Below are 15,956 nucleotides of genomic sequence, written 5' to 3' on the forward strand. Positions count from 1 at the left end.
GCGTCCGCCGCGCGCGCCCGGCCCCCATACGGGCAGGTCAGCCTCGGTACGGGCAGGTCAGCTGGTCTGGCCGGTGGGCATGATGGTGACCTGTTGCAGGTTGACCCGGGGCGGCTGCGTCGCGATGAAACCGATGGTCCGCGCGATGTCCTGTGCCGTCAGCCAGTCCATGGTCTCCTTGGAGCCCGCCAGCCAGTCCAGGGCGCCGTCGTCAGTGACGTGGTCCTGTAGTTCGGTGCCGACGATGCCGGGCTCGATCGCGGCGACCCGGACGTTCTTCGGGCCGAGTTCGACCCGTAGGTGCCGGGACAGGTGGGTGACGTACGCCTTGGTGCCCGAGTAGACGGCGAAATTGGGGAAGATGTTCTGGGCCGCGATGGAGGCGGTGTTGATCAGGTCGGCCACACCGCGTTCGCCGGCGGCCTTCACCAGCTGGGGGACGAACGCGCCGATGACGTTCATCAGACCCGTGATGTTGAGGTCGATCTGCTGTTGCCACTGATCGGTACGCCGTTCCTCGATCGGGGCGGGAAGCATGACGCCGGCGTTGTTGAACAGCAGGTCCGCGCCACCCAACTCGGCCTCGATCCGGTCGGCGGCCGACTGGACCGCGGCGGTGTCGGTCACATCGACGGCGATCGCCAGCGCCGTGCCGCCGTCCTTGTCGATCCGGGCGACCAGTTCGTCCAGACGGTCGGCACGGCGTGCCAGGACCGCGACGGTGGCGCCCAGGGCGGCCAGGTGCTCGGCGGAGGCCTCGCCGATGCCGCTGGAGGCACCGGTGATGACCGCGATACGACCGTTCAGGGGCTTGGCGGAGCGTTCTGTGAACCTAGTTTCGGTGGACATGGAGCGCCACCTTTCAGGAGTGAGGGGGAACAAGAACAGGGAGTGGGAACGGGAACGGGAACGGGAACGGACAGAAACAGACAGGATCGAACGGAACGGGGAGGTCAGAGGGCCGGCGGACTCTCCGGGCCATTGCCCTCTCCTCTTCCAGGACACCACCGCACCGCCTTTCCGGCAGCCCGGTAGCGCGCCCTGCGAAGGCAGGTACCGGCAGGGCCACCCACAGCGGCCCCGTCCCGCCCACCGACTGGTCACACTGGGTTCATGGACCGAAGCCGCGAGATCGCCGACTTCCTGCGCAGCCGGCGCGCCCGGGTCACCCCCGGTCAGGCCGGGCTGACCGGCGACACCCGTGGGCGGCGTGTGCCGGGTCTGCGTCGTGAGGAGGCCGCCCGGCTGGCCGGGGTGAGCACCGAGTACTACACGCGCCTGGAGCAGGGCCGCGCCACCAATCCCTCACCCGAGGTCGTCGAGGCGCTCTGCGAGGCCCTCCGGCTCGACGCGTCCGAGCGTGAACACCTCACCGACCTCCTCGCCCGCCCCACGGCCGCCCGGCGTACCCCCGCCCGTCCGCAGCGCGTACGGCCCGGCCTGTATCTGATGCTCCAGACCCTGGAGCATGTGCCCGCCTTCGTCCTCGGCCGGCGCACCGACGTGCTGGCCGCCAACCGTCTCGCGCGCGCCGTCCTCACCGATTTCGACGCCCTGCCGGTCCGGCAGCGCAACCTCGCCCGCTACTACCTCCTGGACCCCCTCGCCCGCGAACGCACCGGCGACTGGGAGCGCATCGCCGCCGAAACCGTCGCCACGCTCCGTCTCGAAGCCGGCCGCTACCCCCATGACCGGCTGCTCGCCGACCTCGTCGGTGAACTCACCGTGCACTCGCCGGAGTTCACCACCTGGTGGAACGACCACCGCGTCCTGCGCCGTACGCACGGCGCGAAGCACTACCACCATCCCCTGGTCGGGGACCTCTACTTCTCGTACGAATCCCTCCAGCCGCCCGGTGACAGTGACCAGACCCTGTGCGTCTACAACGTCGAACCCGGCTCACCCACCCACCAGTCCCTCCAGCTCCTCAGCAGCTGGACAGCCGAGCAGGCGGAGTCGTCCCCTCGGCAGCCCGCCCCCGACAGCTGACTCGCACCGGGACGCGGACGCGGTCGCGGTCGGTTGCGGTCGCGGTCGGTCGTGGACGCGGACTCGGTCGCGTTTCTGGTCGTACCGTCCGGGGGCTACCCCCAGCCGCGTTGTCATGCCTGCCGCATGGGCAGCGGACCCCGGCTCAACCACCCTTGTGGAATGACGACTTACACCCGCAGAGCCCTCGTTCTCGCCCTCTCGGCCGCAGGCGTCGCCACGACCCTGACCGCCGTCGTCACCCCGGAGGTCCACGCCCGAGCGTCCACCGGCGTACCCGCTCTCAACTGGCGGCCCTGCGCCGAGCAGGCCCCGACCGCCGAGCAGGCCCCGACCGCCAAACCCGCCCCGACCACCGAACCCGCCCCCGTCGCGCACGCGCAGGAGTGCGCCGAGCTGCCCGTACCGCTCGACTACGACGACCCCTACGGCCCTCAGCTCACCCTCGCCGTGTCCCGCATCCGCAGCGAGCGGCCCGAGGCGCGGCGCGGGGCGCTGCTGTACATCCCCGGCGGGCCCGGTGGGTCCGGGGTGCTGCGGCTCGCGCAGAAGGGGGACGCGCTGCGGAAGGAGATGGCCGGCGCGTACGACCTCGTCAGCTTCGACCCGCGCGGGGTCGGCAGCAGTACGAAGGCGAGCTGCGACCTCGACGCGGCGGACCGGGACCTGGTGAACCTGCGTCCCTGGCCGGGGCCGGGCGGTGATATCACCGAGAGCGTCGCCCGCAGCCGCCGTATCGCCGACGCCTGTGCCCGTAACGGCGGCGCCGTGCTGCGCAGCCTCACCACGGCGAACGAGGTGCGCGACATCGACCGCCTCCGACAGGCGCTGGGCGAGGAGAAGCTGTCCGCCTGGGGTGTCTCGTACGGGACGTACGTCGGCGCCGTGTACGCACAGAAGTACCCGCGGCACACGGACCGTTGGGTGCTGGACAGCAGCGGCGACCCGGACCCGGCCCGGGTCGCGCGGGGCTGGGCGGCGAACATGGCGGTGGGCGCGGACGACCGGTTCCCCGACTTCGCGGCCTGGGCGGCGGATCCGGCCCGCGAGGAAGAAGAGCCGGGGCTTCGGCTGGCCGAACGGGCCGAGGACGTACGGCCGTTGTTCCTGGCGCTCGCGGCGAAGCTGGACCGCGAACCGAAGGAGTCGACCACACCGGGCACCCCGCTGACCGGCAACCGACTGCGGCAGGCGCTCCAGAACGCCCTGTACAGCGACGCTTCCTTTCCCCAACTGGCGCGGATCGTCCGGGCGGCCATCGACCCGGCCGGAAAGCCGGTCCTGCCCGCCGACCTGGCGCAGCCGCTTCGGGACGAGGACGCGGCGGTGACGGCCGCGGTCATCTGCAACGACGTGCGCTGGCCGGGTTCCGTCCCCGCGTACGAGCGCGCCGTGGCCGCCGACCGCGTCCGGTACCCGCTCACGGCCGGGATGCCGGCGAACGCCTTCGCCTGCTCCTTCTGGAAGGACGCGCCGGCGGAGAAGCCCACCCGCATCACCGCCGAGGGCCCCTCCAACATCCTGATGATCCAGAACCTCCGGGACCCGTCCACCCCGTACTCCGGCGCGCTGAAGATGCGCGAGGCCCTCGGCGACCGCGCCAGGCTCGTGACGGTCGACCACGGCGGGCACAGTGTCTATCTGGGCAATGGCAACGCCTGCGGCGACCGTACGGTCACCGAGTTCCTCACCTCGGGACGGCGACCGGCGCGGGACACCTACTGCGCGGACTGACGTGAGGAGTCCACCCGTACCTTACGGATCTCCCGTTCACTCCTTCACCCGTTCACTCGATCGGCCCACTCCACCAGCAGCCACCTGACCTGCCCTTATATCCACCGGGTATGACAGAAAGCGGATCAGGTGTTGGACCGCCGGTCCCCGTCGCGAGCAGAGTCGGTAGTACCGAATCCATCACCGAGGAAGCTCACCGGCGACGAAGGGAACGATCATGAAGGTCTTCATGACGGGAGGTTCCGGCTACGTAGGCCGGGCGACCATCGAGGCGCTGGTCCGGCGGGGTATCGAGGTCGCGGCGCTGGTCCGCAGCGATGCCTCCGACCGGGTCGTGACCGGTCTCGGCGCGAGCGCCGTCCGTGGCGAGCTGACCGATGTGGCCGTGCTCCGCGAGGCGGCGCGCGCCGCGGACGGTGTTCTGCATCTGGCCCAGTACGCCGGTACGGACGTCGCCGAGGTCGACCGCGCCGCCGCCGAGGCGATGCAGGACGGCGCGGGAGCCCGCCCGTATGTGCACACCGGCGGGGTATGGATCTACGGCGACACCGCCGGGGTCGTCGACGAGGACGCGCCGCTGAACCCGCCGAGGCTGACGGCCTGGCGCCTGGAGAACGAGAAGCGCGTCCTCGCGCGGGCGGCCACGGGCGAGCGGCCCGTGGTGGTGATGCCGGGCCCGGTGTACGGCCGCTCGGGCGGGCTGATCGAGACGTTCTACGCGGCTCCCGGGCGGGAAGCGGGCGCTGTCCCGGTCGTCGGGGACGGTTCCAACCACTGGTCGCTGGTGCATGTCGAGGACCTCGCCGAGCTGTACGTGCTCGCGCTGGCGGCCCCCGCCGGATCCGTCTACGCGGGCGTCAGCGACCAGAACCCCACCGCGCTCCAGATCTCCGAGGCACTCAGCCGGGCCATGGGGCGGCCGGGCGCGATCCGGCGGCTGACCATTGACGAGGCGACGAAGGAGATGGGGCCGATCGCCGAGGCCTTCGCACTGGACCAGCAGTTCACGGGCGCCCGAGCACGCGGGCAGCTGGGCTGGAACCCCGTACGGCTGGACCCGCTGACGGAGCTGGCCGCCGCCCGGCCTGACCAGGGTCCGGCCGCCCGCTGACCACGTCCGGCCACCCGCTGACCACCTACGGCCGCCCGGAACACCGACGGCCCCGAGCACGACGCGGAAGGAGCAGCCCGTGGCGCTCGATCTCGACCTCCGTAAGCTGCGGTACTTCGTCGCGGTGGCGGAAGAGCTGCACTTCGGACGGGCCGCCGAAAGGCTGCACATCGCGCAGCCGGTCCTCTCCCGGCAGATCAAGGCGCTGGAGAGCGAACTGAAGGTCCAGCTCCTGGTACGCGACAAGCGCGCCACCGAACTGACCTCCGCGGGCCGGCGGCTCCTGGCCGACGCCGTGCCGCTGCTGGCGGCGGCGGAGGCCGTACGCCGCCGACTGGCCCGCGCGGCCGGGGGTACGGAGACGTTCGCGATCGGGTTCATGCCCGGACTGATCGTCACGGGCGCCGTACGGGAACTCTCCCGCCGCCATCCGGATCTCTCGATCGAGGTGGTCAGAACCGGCTGGGACGATCAGACCGAGGTGATCCACGACGGCCGGGTCGACGTCGGCTACGTACGGATGCCGCTGGACCGGCGCGGGCTGCGGACGCGGAACCTGCTGACGGAGCCGCGGGTGGCGGTGCTCCCCGCGGACCACCCCTACGCGGACAAGGGCGTCCTGAGCGTCAACGACCTCGCGGGCGAGCACCTGTTGCAGGACCCCGACGCCGTACCCGAATGGCGCGACATCGCCACGGAACTCTCCAGCGCGCCCCCCTCCGAGGGTCGGCGAGCGACACCACCGCCCATCCGGACGGTCGAGGAGAAGCTGGAGAACGTAGCGGCCGGACGCGGTGTGGTCGTCCTGCCCCTGTCGACCGCGACGTACTACACCCGCCCCGATGTCACCCACGTCGAGATCTCCGACATCGCACCCAACCAGGTCTGCCTGGCCTGGGCGAGCGGCCGACGCGACCCGCTGATCAGCGAGTTCGCGTCCATCGCGCTGGAGCACGACCCGACAGGACACCGCCGGTGACGGTGGCGAGCATCGCCGTCGACGCCTTCGTCCCCATCCGTCGATCCATGGTCGATGCCGGGGTTCGCAGGATCGAGGCGTCGCGCCGTGGTCGTACGCCGCGCGCAGGGCATCGCGTTCGTTTCCGGCCAATAAGTTGAGCGCGTATCGCGGGCCGGCCTCGATCCGGGGGGTGGGATTCCGGAATCGCGAGGGCCGGCGGGCGTCCGCCGGGCGCCTTTCCGTACGGCCGCGACGCGCTCATACGCGTCGTGCGACGCGTTGACGGGGGGTGGCTGCCTTCACCACCGGGAAGGCTCCGTGCGCCGTCGGTGGCCGGGGTGACGGCAGTGCGGGGTGGTGTCCGACGGCCGTGGCCGGGCGGCGCCCCGCGCCATGTGGTCCGGGCCGTGTGATGCCTTCCCGGCTCGATCCCCGCGCTGTTCAGACGCCGTACCCCGCGCGGAGCGGCGAATTCCGGCTTATGTCCGGTCCAGCCGTGGGTGATCCGGTCGACGATCTGTACGGGCCTCCACCCGTGCGGACGATTCCTCCGGCACCGCGAATGCCAAAGCGAAGCCGGAACTCCGGGCGCCGTGCCGTCGCGATCCGAATCCGCTACGCCGGACGCGGTGATCGCGGGCGCCGGGCGCGGTAAGAACCGACCGTCCCGATGCTGCTGTACGGAGGTCCCGGCGCACCCCCGAGGCGGCTGTGCGAAATCGAACCCGCCCTCGTTCGGGCGTCCTTGTTCTTCACATCGGGGCCTGGTTAAGCTCCCGAGCGTTTCAATTCCTGCACGTTTTCCGCGCATCTCTCTATGCGCTTCTTTGTCGAGTACGGCGCTACTTCGCAGGTGACTTCGAGTCTGACGACGGCGGAAACGGGGAGGGCTGCGCGTGGGATCTTCTGTCCCCGAAACGGGCGGCTCGCGCGTCCGGGGCGTAACTCCGGTCCAGAACAAGGACACCGCGCACGCCAAGGACACCGGGTCCACGGCCCGTGATGTCCGGCTCTTCTGGTGTGCGAACGCCGCTGACTCCCTCGGCAGCCAGGCGTCCGGCGTCGTCCTGCCGCTGCTGCTTCTCGGGCTCGGCTACTCGCCCGCGGTGGTGGGGCTGGTCGCGGGGGTGTCCACGGCGACCGGGCTGGTGCTCGGCCCGCTCGTCGCCGTACCGGCCGACCGGGGCGCGCGAAAGCCGGTGATGTTCTGGTCGGCGGTGGTCTCGGCGCTCGCGATGGGCTCCGTGGCCGTGGCCCTGGCCGTCGCCGAAGGACGGCCTTCGCTGGTCCATCTGCTCGTCGCCGTGCTCGTGGAACGTACCGCCACCGCCTGCTACGAGGCGGCGGCCCGCGGCACGGTGGCCCTGATCTCCGCGCCCGAGAACCTGCCGCGTGTCGTGGCCGGGCTGGAGGCGGGCGACCGGGGCGCCCTGGTCGCCGGACCCGCCCTGGGCGGCATGCTGTACCAGGCTTCCCGCGCGCTGCCCTTCGTGCTGGACGCCGTCTCGTACGCCGTCACCGCCGTATGCGTCCGGGCCATGCGCTCGAACCTCAGGGCGGACGGCACGGCGCCTCGCTCCGGGCATTCCCCGGGGAGTCCTTCCGCGCGTCGCTCCGTACGGGGCAGATGGTCGGGGATGGCCGCCGAGGCGAGCGCCGGATTCCGGCTCGTCAGGTCAACGCCCCTGCTGCGGCTGGTACTTGTGTGGACCACCGCCGTCAACGGCGTACTGGCCGCGCTGTACTACGACGCCGTCTTCACCTTGCAGGAGAGCGGCCACGGCGGCACGCCCATGGGTCTGGTCCTGGCACTGTCCGGCGCCGCCGGACTCGCCGGTTCGCTCGCCGCGCCCCGGCTCGTGCGCCGGCTCAGCCCCTCACGGGCGGTCGTGGCGGTGTCCTGGCTCATGATCCCGCTCGCCGCCGCGCTCGCGACGGCCGGGGAACCGTGGACGTACGGTGCGCTGTTCGGCGGGTTCTGCCTGATCATGCCGCTCGCCACCGTGATCCTCCAGGCCCGCGCCATCCACGGGACACCGCCCGAACTCCAGGCGCGCGCCGGCTCCGTGCTCGCCACCGCCGCCGGCGGAGCCGCCGCCATGGCGCCCGCACTGGCCGGGCTGCTGACGGCCCACGCGGGGGCCGCCGTACCCGCTCTCGTGTGTGCCGGGGTGCTGGCAGTCCTGGCGCTCCACACGACGTTCGGCGCCAAGCGCGTACTGGCGCGGGGCGTGTCGGCGAGCGACGACGTACCGGCGAGAGACGTATCTGCGAGCGACGTACCCACGGGAGACGTACCGGCGAGCGACGTACCCACGGGAGACGTGTCTGCGAGCGACGTACCCACCGGAGACGTGTCGGCGAGCGACGTACCGACGAGGGGGCGAGGCGCGTGACCGGCTCCCGCTATCAGGTCTATCTCGCCGCCCTGCCCGAGGTCTGCGCCGCCGATCCCGCGCTCATGGCCTTCACCGCCGACGCGGACGGCCGGTGCGAGGTGTTCGCGTGGGACGCCGCGACCGGCCGTGCCCGCCAGGTCACCGATCGGCCGCGGGGCACCCTGCACGGGACGATCGACCGGGACGCGAACGTGTGGTGGTTCGACGAGGACGCGCACGGCGTGGGCCGTTGGCGGTTCCAGCCCTTCCGCGGCGGACCCGACCTCCCCGGGCTGACCGGCGTGCCCCCGGGGACCCCGCGCGGCCTGGCCGTGAGTGACGACGGGACGGTCGCCATGGGGCTGGGGGACGGGCGTACGACCACCGTCCGGCTGGGCCGACGCGGCGGTTCCGCACGCGAGGTGACGCGCGTCGACCGGCACGCCACCCTGTCCGGGATCAACGCCACGGCCGGTCTGCTGGCGATCAGCGGCCCCGCCGATTCCGCGCACGCCGTGACCGTCCTCGCGGCGGATGGCACACCGCGCGCCGTGCTCTCCGGCTCCGCGGAACACGGCAGACTCTGGTCGCTCGGCTTCGCGCCCACCGCGGAACGCGATGAACTGCTGCTGGTACGTGAGGACGACGACCGCTATCTGCTGGCGAGTTGGCGCCCGGAGACCGGGATTCGTACGTACCGGTGGTGTGCGTTCGACAGTGAGATCACCGCCCGCTGGTATCCCGGGACCGCGGGCGCGGGCGCGGGCGAGGGCGGGACCGCGGGCGCGGGCGGGGGCGCGGGCGAGAGCGAGGGGCGCTTCGTGCTGATCCGGGAGGACCACCACGGCCGCAGCACCCTGCACCGGGCCGCGCTCGACACCGCCACCCTCACGCGCGTGCCGACGCCGCCCGGCAGCCTGCTGGACGCGGCGCCGCGCGCCGGCGGCGATGTGCACTACCTGTGGACGGATACGGCGCATCCGCCGCGTATGCACTCCACCGCCGGTACCGCGCTGCCGGCCCTCGGCACCGTGCCGGGGCGCGTACCGGGTGACCACCGCGACCTGTGGACACCGACCCCGGACGGTCCCGTGCACACATGGCTCAGCCTGCCGGAGGGCCCTGGCCTCTCCGAGGGCCCTGGCCTTCCCGAGGGCCCTGGCCTCCCGGAGGGCCGGGGCACGCCGCCGCCCGTCGTCTTCCTCGTACACGGCGGTCCCGCCGACCACGACCGCGACGCCTACGACGGCGTCGTGCACTCGCTCGTGGCCTCGGGCTTCGCCGTCGCGCGCGTCAACTACCGGGGCTCCACCGGCTACGGACCGCGCTGGCGCCGGGCGTTCGGCGCGGGCGTGGGGCTCACCCAGGTCGAGGACCTGGTCGCGGTCCGCGCCGATCTGATCGGCCGCGGTCTGGCGCGCCCCGACGCAGTCGGACTCTGGGGCACCTCGTGGGGCGGCTATCTCGCCCTGCTGGCCGTCGGTACCCACCCCGGACTGTGGCAGGCGGGCGTCGCCGTCAAGCCCGTCGCCGACGGCGTCGCCGCCTACCGCACCACCACCTCCGCGCTGCGCGCCCTGGACGAGCGCCTGTACGGGGGCACACCCGACGAGGTGCCCGAGGCGTACGCCCGCAGCTCGCCGATCCAGTACGCGTCGCGCGTACGGGCGCCGCTGCTGGTGGTGGCCGCCACCCGGGACGCCAAGTGCCCGCCCGGCCAGGTACGCGGCTACCTCGCCGCCCTCCGCGCCGCCGGAGCGCGCCACGAGTCGATGTGGCTCGACAGCGGGCACGACGGATACGAGGGCGGTGACCACGTCGCCGTACTGCGCCGTGCCGTGGTCTTCCTCGACCGCGAGCTGCGCGGACCGCACGTGCCCCCGGCGCCGCGGGCGCCGCACGGACCGTACCGCGACCCCAAGACGCCCCCCGCCGACCGGAGGGGGGATCCCGGCCGCGCCCGTACCGCGGCGGCGGCCGGGACAGGTACCGCCGAACACACCGAGAGGAGAACCGCCCATGCAGAAGGACATCATCCACAACGACCCGCTTGAGGGTGACGAGGAGAACCGGAAGCCGAGCGTCGGCGTCACGGTCACCATTCCGTTCCGCAACGCGGAAGACGCGGAAGAGGACTGACCTGATCCGCGCCGGCCGGCCCGGCGGCCACCGATGCCGGGCCGGCCGGTCGTCCCGCCCACGACCGGGCACGACCGCGGTCGGTTTGCCCGTACCGACCTACCTCCGTACGTCCCACGAGGAGCACCGACATGCGCGTACTGCTGGTCAACATGCCCTGGTCGCCCATCGACCTTCCGTCACTGGCCCTGGGAATCCTCAAGCGGAGTGTGGACGAGCACGTGCCGGACGGCAGTGCCGAAGTCCTGCACGCCAATCTCGAATTCACCGACTGGATCACCCGGCGCATGGAGTTCACCGCCGAGGACTACGAGTACTACGCCCTGGCCTCCTATTTCATGGGCTGCGGCGACTGGGTCTTCTCCTCCGCGCTGTACGACGATCCCGCCTGGCGGGACGACGAGTTCGCCGCCGCGATGAAGGGGAAGCTCGGCGCGTCCCGGATGCGGATGACCCGTGAACTACACCAGTTAGTACCGGAATTCGTGTCGGAGATCGCCCGGCGGATCGTCGACGAGGCCCCCGATGTCGTCGGCTTCACCTCCACCTTCCAGCAGAACACCGCCGCGCTCGCGGCCGCCCGTCAGGTCAAGCTGCTGGCGCCGCACATCGTCACCGTCATCGGCGGCGCCAACTGCGACGGCGAGCAGGGCGCGACGGTCCATCGCAACTTCCCGTTCGTGGACTACGTGATACGGGGCGAGGGCGAGGCCGCGTTCCCGCGGCTGCTGGCCGCGCTCGGCGAGAAGCACGAGGCACACGGGAAACGCCCGGACCTCTCCACCGTCGCAGGGCTGTGCCACCGTGACCCGGACGGCGTCAGCACCGCCAACCCCATGGCCACCAGCCCGCTGCCGCCCGCGACCATCCTGCCGCCCGACTACAGCGGCTACTTCGAACGCCTCGGCGCCTCCGTGGCCCGTAACTGGGTCGAGCCCAAACTCGTGGTCGAGGGCGCCAGAGGCTGCTGGTGGGGCGAGAAGCACCACTGCACGTTCTGCGGACTCAACGGTTCCTTCATGCAGTTCCGCAGCAAGAGCCCGGACACCTTCTACGACGAGATCATGGATCTCGCCCGCCGCCACCGTGTGCTGGACATGTACGTGGTCGACAACATCCTCGACATGGGCTACCTCTCCACCGTTCTGCCCCGGATCATCGAGAGCGGATACGACCTGCGGCTGCATATCGAGATCAAGGCCAATATGCGCCGCACCCAGCTCCGTACGCTCTCCGACGCGGGCCTGATCTACGTACAGCCGGGGATCGAGAGCCTGAACAGCCGAGTGCTGGATCTGATGGACAAGGGCGTCAGCGGCTGCCAGAACGTACGTATGCTCCGCGACGGCGCGGAGACCGGCCTGTCGGTGTCCTGGAACTATCTGCACGGTTTCCCCGGGGAGAGCGCGGAGGACTACGACCCGGTCATCGCGCAGCTACCGGCGCTGGAACACCTCAATCCGCCGGTCGACCTCTCCGCCCGTATCGCCATCGAGCGGTTCAGCCCCTACTTCAACCGGCCCGAACTGGGCTTCTCCGGGCTGCGTCCCGAGGCGCACTACCGCTTCACCTACGACCTGCCGGAGGAGGAGCTCTACGGTCTCGCCTATGTCTTCGAGGCGCCGGAGCGCGGCATCGGCAAACCCACGGTCACCGCGCTCAACGCCGCGCTCGCCGCGTGGCGCAAGCACCACGCCGACGCGCGCCTCACCCAGGCCGATCTGGGCGACCGTATCGTCCTGGTCAGCAAGCGCCGGGCGTTCCAGTGGCGGGCGATGGAGCTGACCGACCCGTACGAGATCGCCGCGTTCCGGCTGCTGGACCAGCCGCACGCGCCGTCGGCCCTCGCCCGCAAGGCGGCGGGCCGGGTGCCGGGCGGGGCGCTCCAGGAGGACGAGGTGCGGGAACTGCTCGATCGCTGGGTGGAGCTCGGGCTGGTCTTCACCGACAACGGGCAGTACGTGCATATCGCGCCTTCGGCGGTGAACGAGGACCTGCTGCGGCTGGACTTCATGCGGCACAGGCACGCGGCTCGGGTGGAGGGGGACGCGGCCGAAACGGGGGCGCCCGTACCCGACCCGGTATCCGCCTCCGCTTCCGCCTCCGCAGCCGCCGAGCCGCATATGACCGTTGTCTGAGCAGTTGTCTGATCCGTCCCTTCGTTCAGGCACACCAGGAGGCCAGTCCGATGAGTTCCAGCTCCAGCTCCGGTTCCACCCTCGCCCTCCCCCTCACCCCGTCCGTCACCGTCTGGCGTGACTACGACCCCGTCGCCTGCGCGCTGCCGGGGATGTTCCTCGGCGACATCGCGCTGACCGGCCCCGTTCCCGAGGAGTGCGACCGGCTGTGGGACCTGGGCGCGCGCCGCGTCCGGCTGTCCGGCGCCGTGGATCTCACGGACACCGGAACGCCGGAGGGGGCGGCCCGTGCCGTACGTACCCTCAGCCTTGTCAGAGATCTGACGGCCCGTGCCGTCCTGGTCGAGTGGGATCTGCGCCCTGATCCGGACCGGGGTCCGACGGCCGCCGAGGAGATCGGCCGGCTCCTGAGCCATCTCCAGCCGCCGCGGCGGATCGAGGGGGTGGACCCGGCGGCGGCGGACGACGCGCTGCGGACCTGGCGCAACGGCCACTACCTCGGCAAGTGCCTCTGGCGGCAGGGGCCGGGCTTCGTCCAGATCCGCGACCGCCGCTGGGGGGATCTCCGCCGATTCACCGTGGACGAGCCGCACTACCAGGAGGCGATCGAGCACCTGGCGTACGGCGCCCCCGCGGCCTCCGTGCCGGCGGACGCGCTCGCCGATTTCCGCGAGGAGCGTCTCGTCCTCGCGGTGGGCGAGGTGGAGTGGTGGCTGCCGTACCGGGTCAACCGCTGGATACAGGAGGCCATGACGATCTGAGGTTCCGGGGGGATCGGGCCACCGATCTCGCCCGCGATGAACGGAGCGTTTGCCTCCGCACAACCATTCACGGACCCCACCTGTCGCACAGGACATCTGGATGCCAACGTCCGGTAAACGGAAAGGTAACCGTGAGATGTCACTACCCAGCCGACGCCGATGGTCCGCCACCCGGGCCGCCGTCGCGGTCGTTCTCCTCGGGGCCGCGCTCGTCGGTACCCCCGCCCAGGCGGACCCGTCGCGTTCGTCGACGCCCGCCGCCGGGACGGACGGTCCGAAGACCGCCACCCAGTCGGACCGCTCGGGGACCGTCGCCCAGGCGGACCGTCCCGTCCTGAAGTTCCATGTCGCCCAGAACGAGGTCGGTCTGCCGCAGCCCGCCGAGAGCGATCCGCCGCAGATCAGTTGGGGCGTCCCGGGCGACCCCGATGGCGGCACCGCCAAGGACGTGGTCGTCAAGATCGACGTGTCCGGTATCTCCGCCTTCACCGATATCCTCGGCTCCGGCTGTCCCGGCGACGTGTGCGCGCGGCCTGTCGGGGACATCGCTCCGGACGGTTTCGAGGGCGGGCTCATCGAGATGAGGGCCAAGCCGGGCGCCGCGCTCGGTACGACGGGCACCGCCCGGGTCTACGCGACGTCCTCCAACGCGACCGTCATCGGCACCACCGTGAAGGTCACCGTCGGCGCGGTGGCGCTGGTCGTGAGCCGGTTCCCCGACACGGACACCGCCGTGCCCGGCAGCACGCTCGACGCCCCGATCACCGTCGCCAACACCGGGTCGCTGACGGCCCAGGGCGTGGAACTGCGGCTCGGCACCTCGCACGAACTCGGCTTCGCCCAGCGGTTCTCGAACTGTGTGTACGGCACCACCGACCCTCCGTCGGGCAACGGGCGGCAGCTGCCCGAGGCGGTGTGCCGGATCGGTACGCCCGTTGAACCGGGCAAGCGGTACCGGCTGTCCACGCCGGTGGGTTTTGACGTCAAGAAGACGGCGCTCTTCGAGTTCCTTGACTACCAAGTGACGCCCCTCGGCGCCTCCGTGCCGACGAACGCGAAGAGCGGCGACGGCTCCGGGCCCGTGCTCGGGCTCGTTCCGGACGGCAGCGCTCCGCCCGGCGGGTCCCTGACGGACCGGTCGCGATGGATCGTCAACGTGGTCAACACCGCCGATCTCGATGTCACCGGGGACACCGTCACCGCCGATCCCGGCGACACCGTCACCCTGGCGGCGAAGATCCGCAACGACGGCCCCGCCTCCGTCGACCTCATCACCACCGACGGTCAGATCTCGCTGCTGGTCGAGATCCCCAAGGGCACGACAGTGGTGAAGATGCCGGAGCGCTGCCGCCTCTGGAAGGGTGACGGCACGGTCGACCCCGATCCCGATGCTCCCGCCTACCTCTGCTGGATCGGCTCGCCGTTCCCTGTGGGCAAGGTCGCGACGCTGCCGTTCGTGTTGAAGGTCGGCGCGGACGCGCCGGAGACGACCCGCGGTGTCGTACGCCATATGTCCGAGTGGGGCGCGGAGTTGACGTTCGACACCAACAAGGCGAACAACAAGGCGTTCTTCACCGTGCGGGTGACGGACGGCGGCGGCGACGACGGCGGTTCGGCGGGCGGTTCCGGCGGCAACCAGCCCGTGCCGCAGACCACGGCCACCGCGACCGCACAGCCGCACACCACCGCGGGCACGACAGGCGCCGCGGGCACCACGGGCGGTGGCACCGGCGTCCTGGCCCAGACCGGTGGCGGCGGTACGCCGGCGATCGCCCTGGCGGGCGCGGGCGTACTCGCGGCGGGCGCCGCGCTGTTGGTCGTGGCCCGCAGGCGCACGGCCCGTACAGCGGTCTGACGCGCACAGTCCGGCTCCCCAGGCCCTCATGGCCGCCCTCGCCCGGCCACAGCCGTGGCGAGCGCGCCATGAGGGCCTCAGGACAGGCCCTGGCACCTGGCTCCGGGCACTGTTGCCCACCCCCGTGGGGCAGCGGTGCCCAGCGCTCGCGGTGCCAGGCCCCGCTGTGGGGACTCTCGTGACGTGCACGCGCCAGCGTCGTCGATCCTGCTACCTGCGCCGAGCAGAAGTCAACTATTGTTGATTACATGGCGGTTGGTCGACGGTGATTCCCTACACGGTGCGCCTTTTGACCCGCTTATTCGCAACGATCGTGTAAATCGGTACGACGGTGTGATCCCCGCCGATGGCCGAAGAGTTCTATGATCCGGCACATGGCCACCGATTCTCCACGCTCAGAAGCGTCGGCTCTGCGATCTGGCGACACTGACGACGCCGGCAACAGTGGGGACAGCGGGAACAGTGCCGAGCCGGCGGAACCTCTGGACTTCGCGGCCCGCTTCCGGCGTGTCATCTCGGTGATCTACCCGAAGGATCTGGGCCGCCCCTGGCGCGACTCGGAGATCGCCGAGGGGACCGGTCTGAGCGGCACCTATATCGGCAACCTCCGCAAGGGCACGCAGAAGCCCAGCCTGGAGAACGCGGTGAAGATCGCCAGGTTCTTCGGCATCCCGCTGGACTACTTCAGCGACTCCGCCACCGCCCAGGCCGTCGAGCGGGACCTGCGGAAGATCGAGGCGCTGCGCGACGCCCGGGTGGAACGTATCGCGATGCGGGCGGCCGGCCTGCCCCCGGAAATGCAGGACGCGGCCCTCACTGTTGTGGAACAACTACGGAAGGCGGTCGGACTGCCCGACGGCCGCCCCGACGGCCGCCCCGACGCGTGACCG

At 71.4% G+C, this 15,956-nt stretch carries 11 protein-coding genes; 10 read left to right on the top strand and 1 reads right to left on the bottom strand.

Annotated elements, in window-relative coordinates; genetic code table 11:
• Positions 1–57: 57 nt before the first annotated feature.
• Entirely contained in the window at positions 58–849 is a 792-nt protein-coding gene (locus AB0M67_RS38445; RefSeq protein WP_365752454.1) for an SDR family oxidoreductase, read from the bottom strand.
• 264 nt (positions 850–1,113) lie between these two features.
• On the opposite strand from AB0M67_RS38445, the gene AB0M67_RS38450 reads away from it, so the two are divergent.
• The 10 genes from AB0M67_RS38450 to AB0M67_RS38495 all read left to right on the top strand — a co-directional run bounded on the left by AB0M67_RS38450 (position 1,114) and on the right by AB0M67_RS38495 (position 15,953).
• A complete protein-coding gene (locus AB0M67_RS38450; protein WP_365752456.1) occupies positions 1,114–1,989 on the top strand; it encodes a helix-turn-helix transcriptional regulator in 876 nt (291 codons plus the stop codon).
• Between the two features lie 162 nt (positions 1,990–2,151).
• A complete protein-coding gene (locus tag AB0M67_RS38455) occupies positions 2,152–3,723 on the top strand; it encodes an alpha/beta hydrolase (RefSeq protein ID WP_365752458.1) in 1,572 nt (523 codons plus the stop codon).
• Between the two features lie 217 nt (positions 3,724–3,940).
• Positions 3,941–4,834 (top strand): NAD-dependent epimerase/dehydratase family protein, encoded by an 894-nt coding sequence (locus AB0M67_RS38460; protein WP_365752460.1) that lies wholly within the window; start codon positions 3,941–3,943, stop codon positions 4,832–4,834.
• Between the two features lie 79 nt (positions 4,835–4,913).
• Complete coding sequence (locus tag AB0M67_RS38465; protein ID WP_365752462.1) at positions 4,914–5,813, top strand: LysR substrate-binding domain-containing protein; 900 nt, start codon at positions 4,914–4,916, stop codon at positions 5,811–5,813.
• Between the two features lie 878 nt (positions 5,814–6,691).
• Positions 6,692–8,191: an MFS transporter gene (locus AB0M67_RS38470; protein WP_365752464.1), complete on the top strand. Its 1,500-nt coding sequence runs from the start codon at positions 6,692–6,694 to the stop codon at positions 8,189–8,191.
• A complete protein-coding gene (locus tag AB0M67_RS38475; RefSeq protein WP_365752466.1) occupies positions 8,188–10,227 on the top strand; it encodes an alpha/beta fold hydrolase in 2,040 nt (679 codons plus the stop codon). Before AB0M67_RS38470 ends, AB0M67_RS38475 begins: the two co-directional genes overlap by 4 nt.
• A 216-nt stretch (positions 10,228–10,443) precedes the next feature.
• Positions 10,444–12,450 carry a RiPP maturation radical SAM C-methyltransferase gene (locus AB0M67_RS38480; RefSeq protein WP_365752468.1) on the top strand — a complete coding sequence of 669 codons (2,007 nt, stop codon included), beginning with the start codon at positions 10,444–10,446 and terminating at the stop codon, positions 12,448–12,450.
• Positions 12,451–12,500: 50 nt separating this feature from the next.
• Entirely contained in the window at positions 12,501–13,211 is a 711-nt protein-coding gene (locus tag AB0M67_RS38485; protein ID WP_365752470.1) for a DUF5825 family protein, read from the top strand.
• Positions 13,212–13,347: 136 nt separating this feature from the next.
• Entirely contained in the window at positions 13,348–15,066 is a 1,719-nt protein-coding gene (locus tag AB0M67_RS38490) for an LPXTG cell wall anchor domain-containing protein (RefSeq protein ID WP_365752472.1), read from the top strand.
• Positions 15,067–15,440: 374 nt separating this feature from the next.
• Complete coding sequence (locus AB0M67_RS38495) at positions 15,441–15,953, top strand: helix-turn-helix transcriptional regulator (RefSeq protein WP_365752475.1); 513 nt, start codon at positions 15,441–15,443, stop codon at positions 15,951–15,953.
• Positions 15,954–15,956 lie beyond the last annotated feature (3 nt).

Origin of the sequence: Streptomyces sp. NPDC051662 (assembly GCF_040681655.1) — a bacterium.
In the GTDB taxonomy this organism is placed as follows: domain Bacteria; phylum Actinomycetota; class Actinomycetes; order Streptomycetales; family Streptomycetaceae; genus Streptomyces.

Excerpts from the sequence above, each read along its gene's own strand:
- AB0M67_RS38480 (WP_365752468.1), top strand. The coding sequence starts at position 10,444 with ATGCGCGTACTGCTGGTCAACATGCCCTGGTCGCCCATCGACCTTCCG.
- AB0M67_RS38490 (WP_365752472.1), top strand. The coding sequence starts at position 13,348 with ATGTCACTACCCAGCCGACGCCGATGGTCCGCCACCCGGGCCGCCGTC.
- AB0M67_RS38450 (WP_365752456.1), top strand. The coding sequence starts at position 1,114 with ATGGACCGAAGCCGCGAGATCGCCGACTTCCTGCGCAGCCGGCGCGCC.
- AB0M67_RS38445 (WP_365752454.1), bottom strand. The coding sequence starts at position 849 with ATGTCCACCGAAACTAGGTTCACAGAACGCTCCGCCAAGCCCCTGAAC.
- AB0M67_RS38485 (WP_365752470.1), top strand. The coding sequence starts at position 12,501 with ATGAGTTCCAGCTCCAGCTCCGGTTCCACCCTCGCCCTCCCCCTCACC.
- AB0M67_RS38455 (WP_365752458.1), top strand. The coding sequence starts at position 2,152 with ATGACGACTTACACCCGCAGAGCCCTCGTTCTCGCCCTCTCGGCCGCA.
- AB0M67_RS38460 (WP_365752460.1), top strand. The coding sequence starts at position 3,941 with ATGAAGGTCTTCATGACGGGAGGTTCCGGCTACGTAGGCCGGGCGACC.
- AB0M67_RS38495 (WP_365752475.1), top strand. The coding sequence starts at position 15,441 with ATGGCCACCGATTCTCCACGCTCAGAAGCGTCGGCTCTGCGATCTGGC.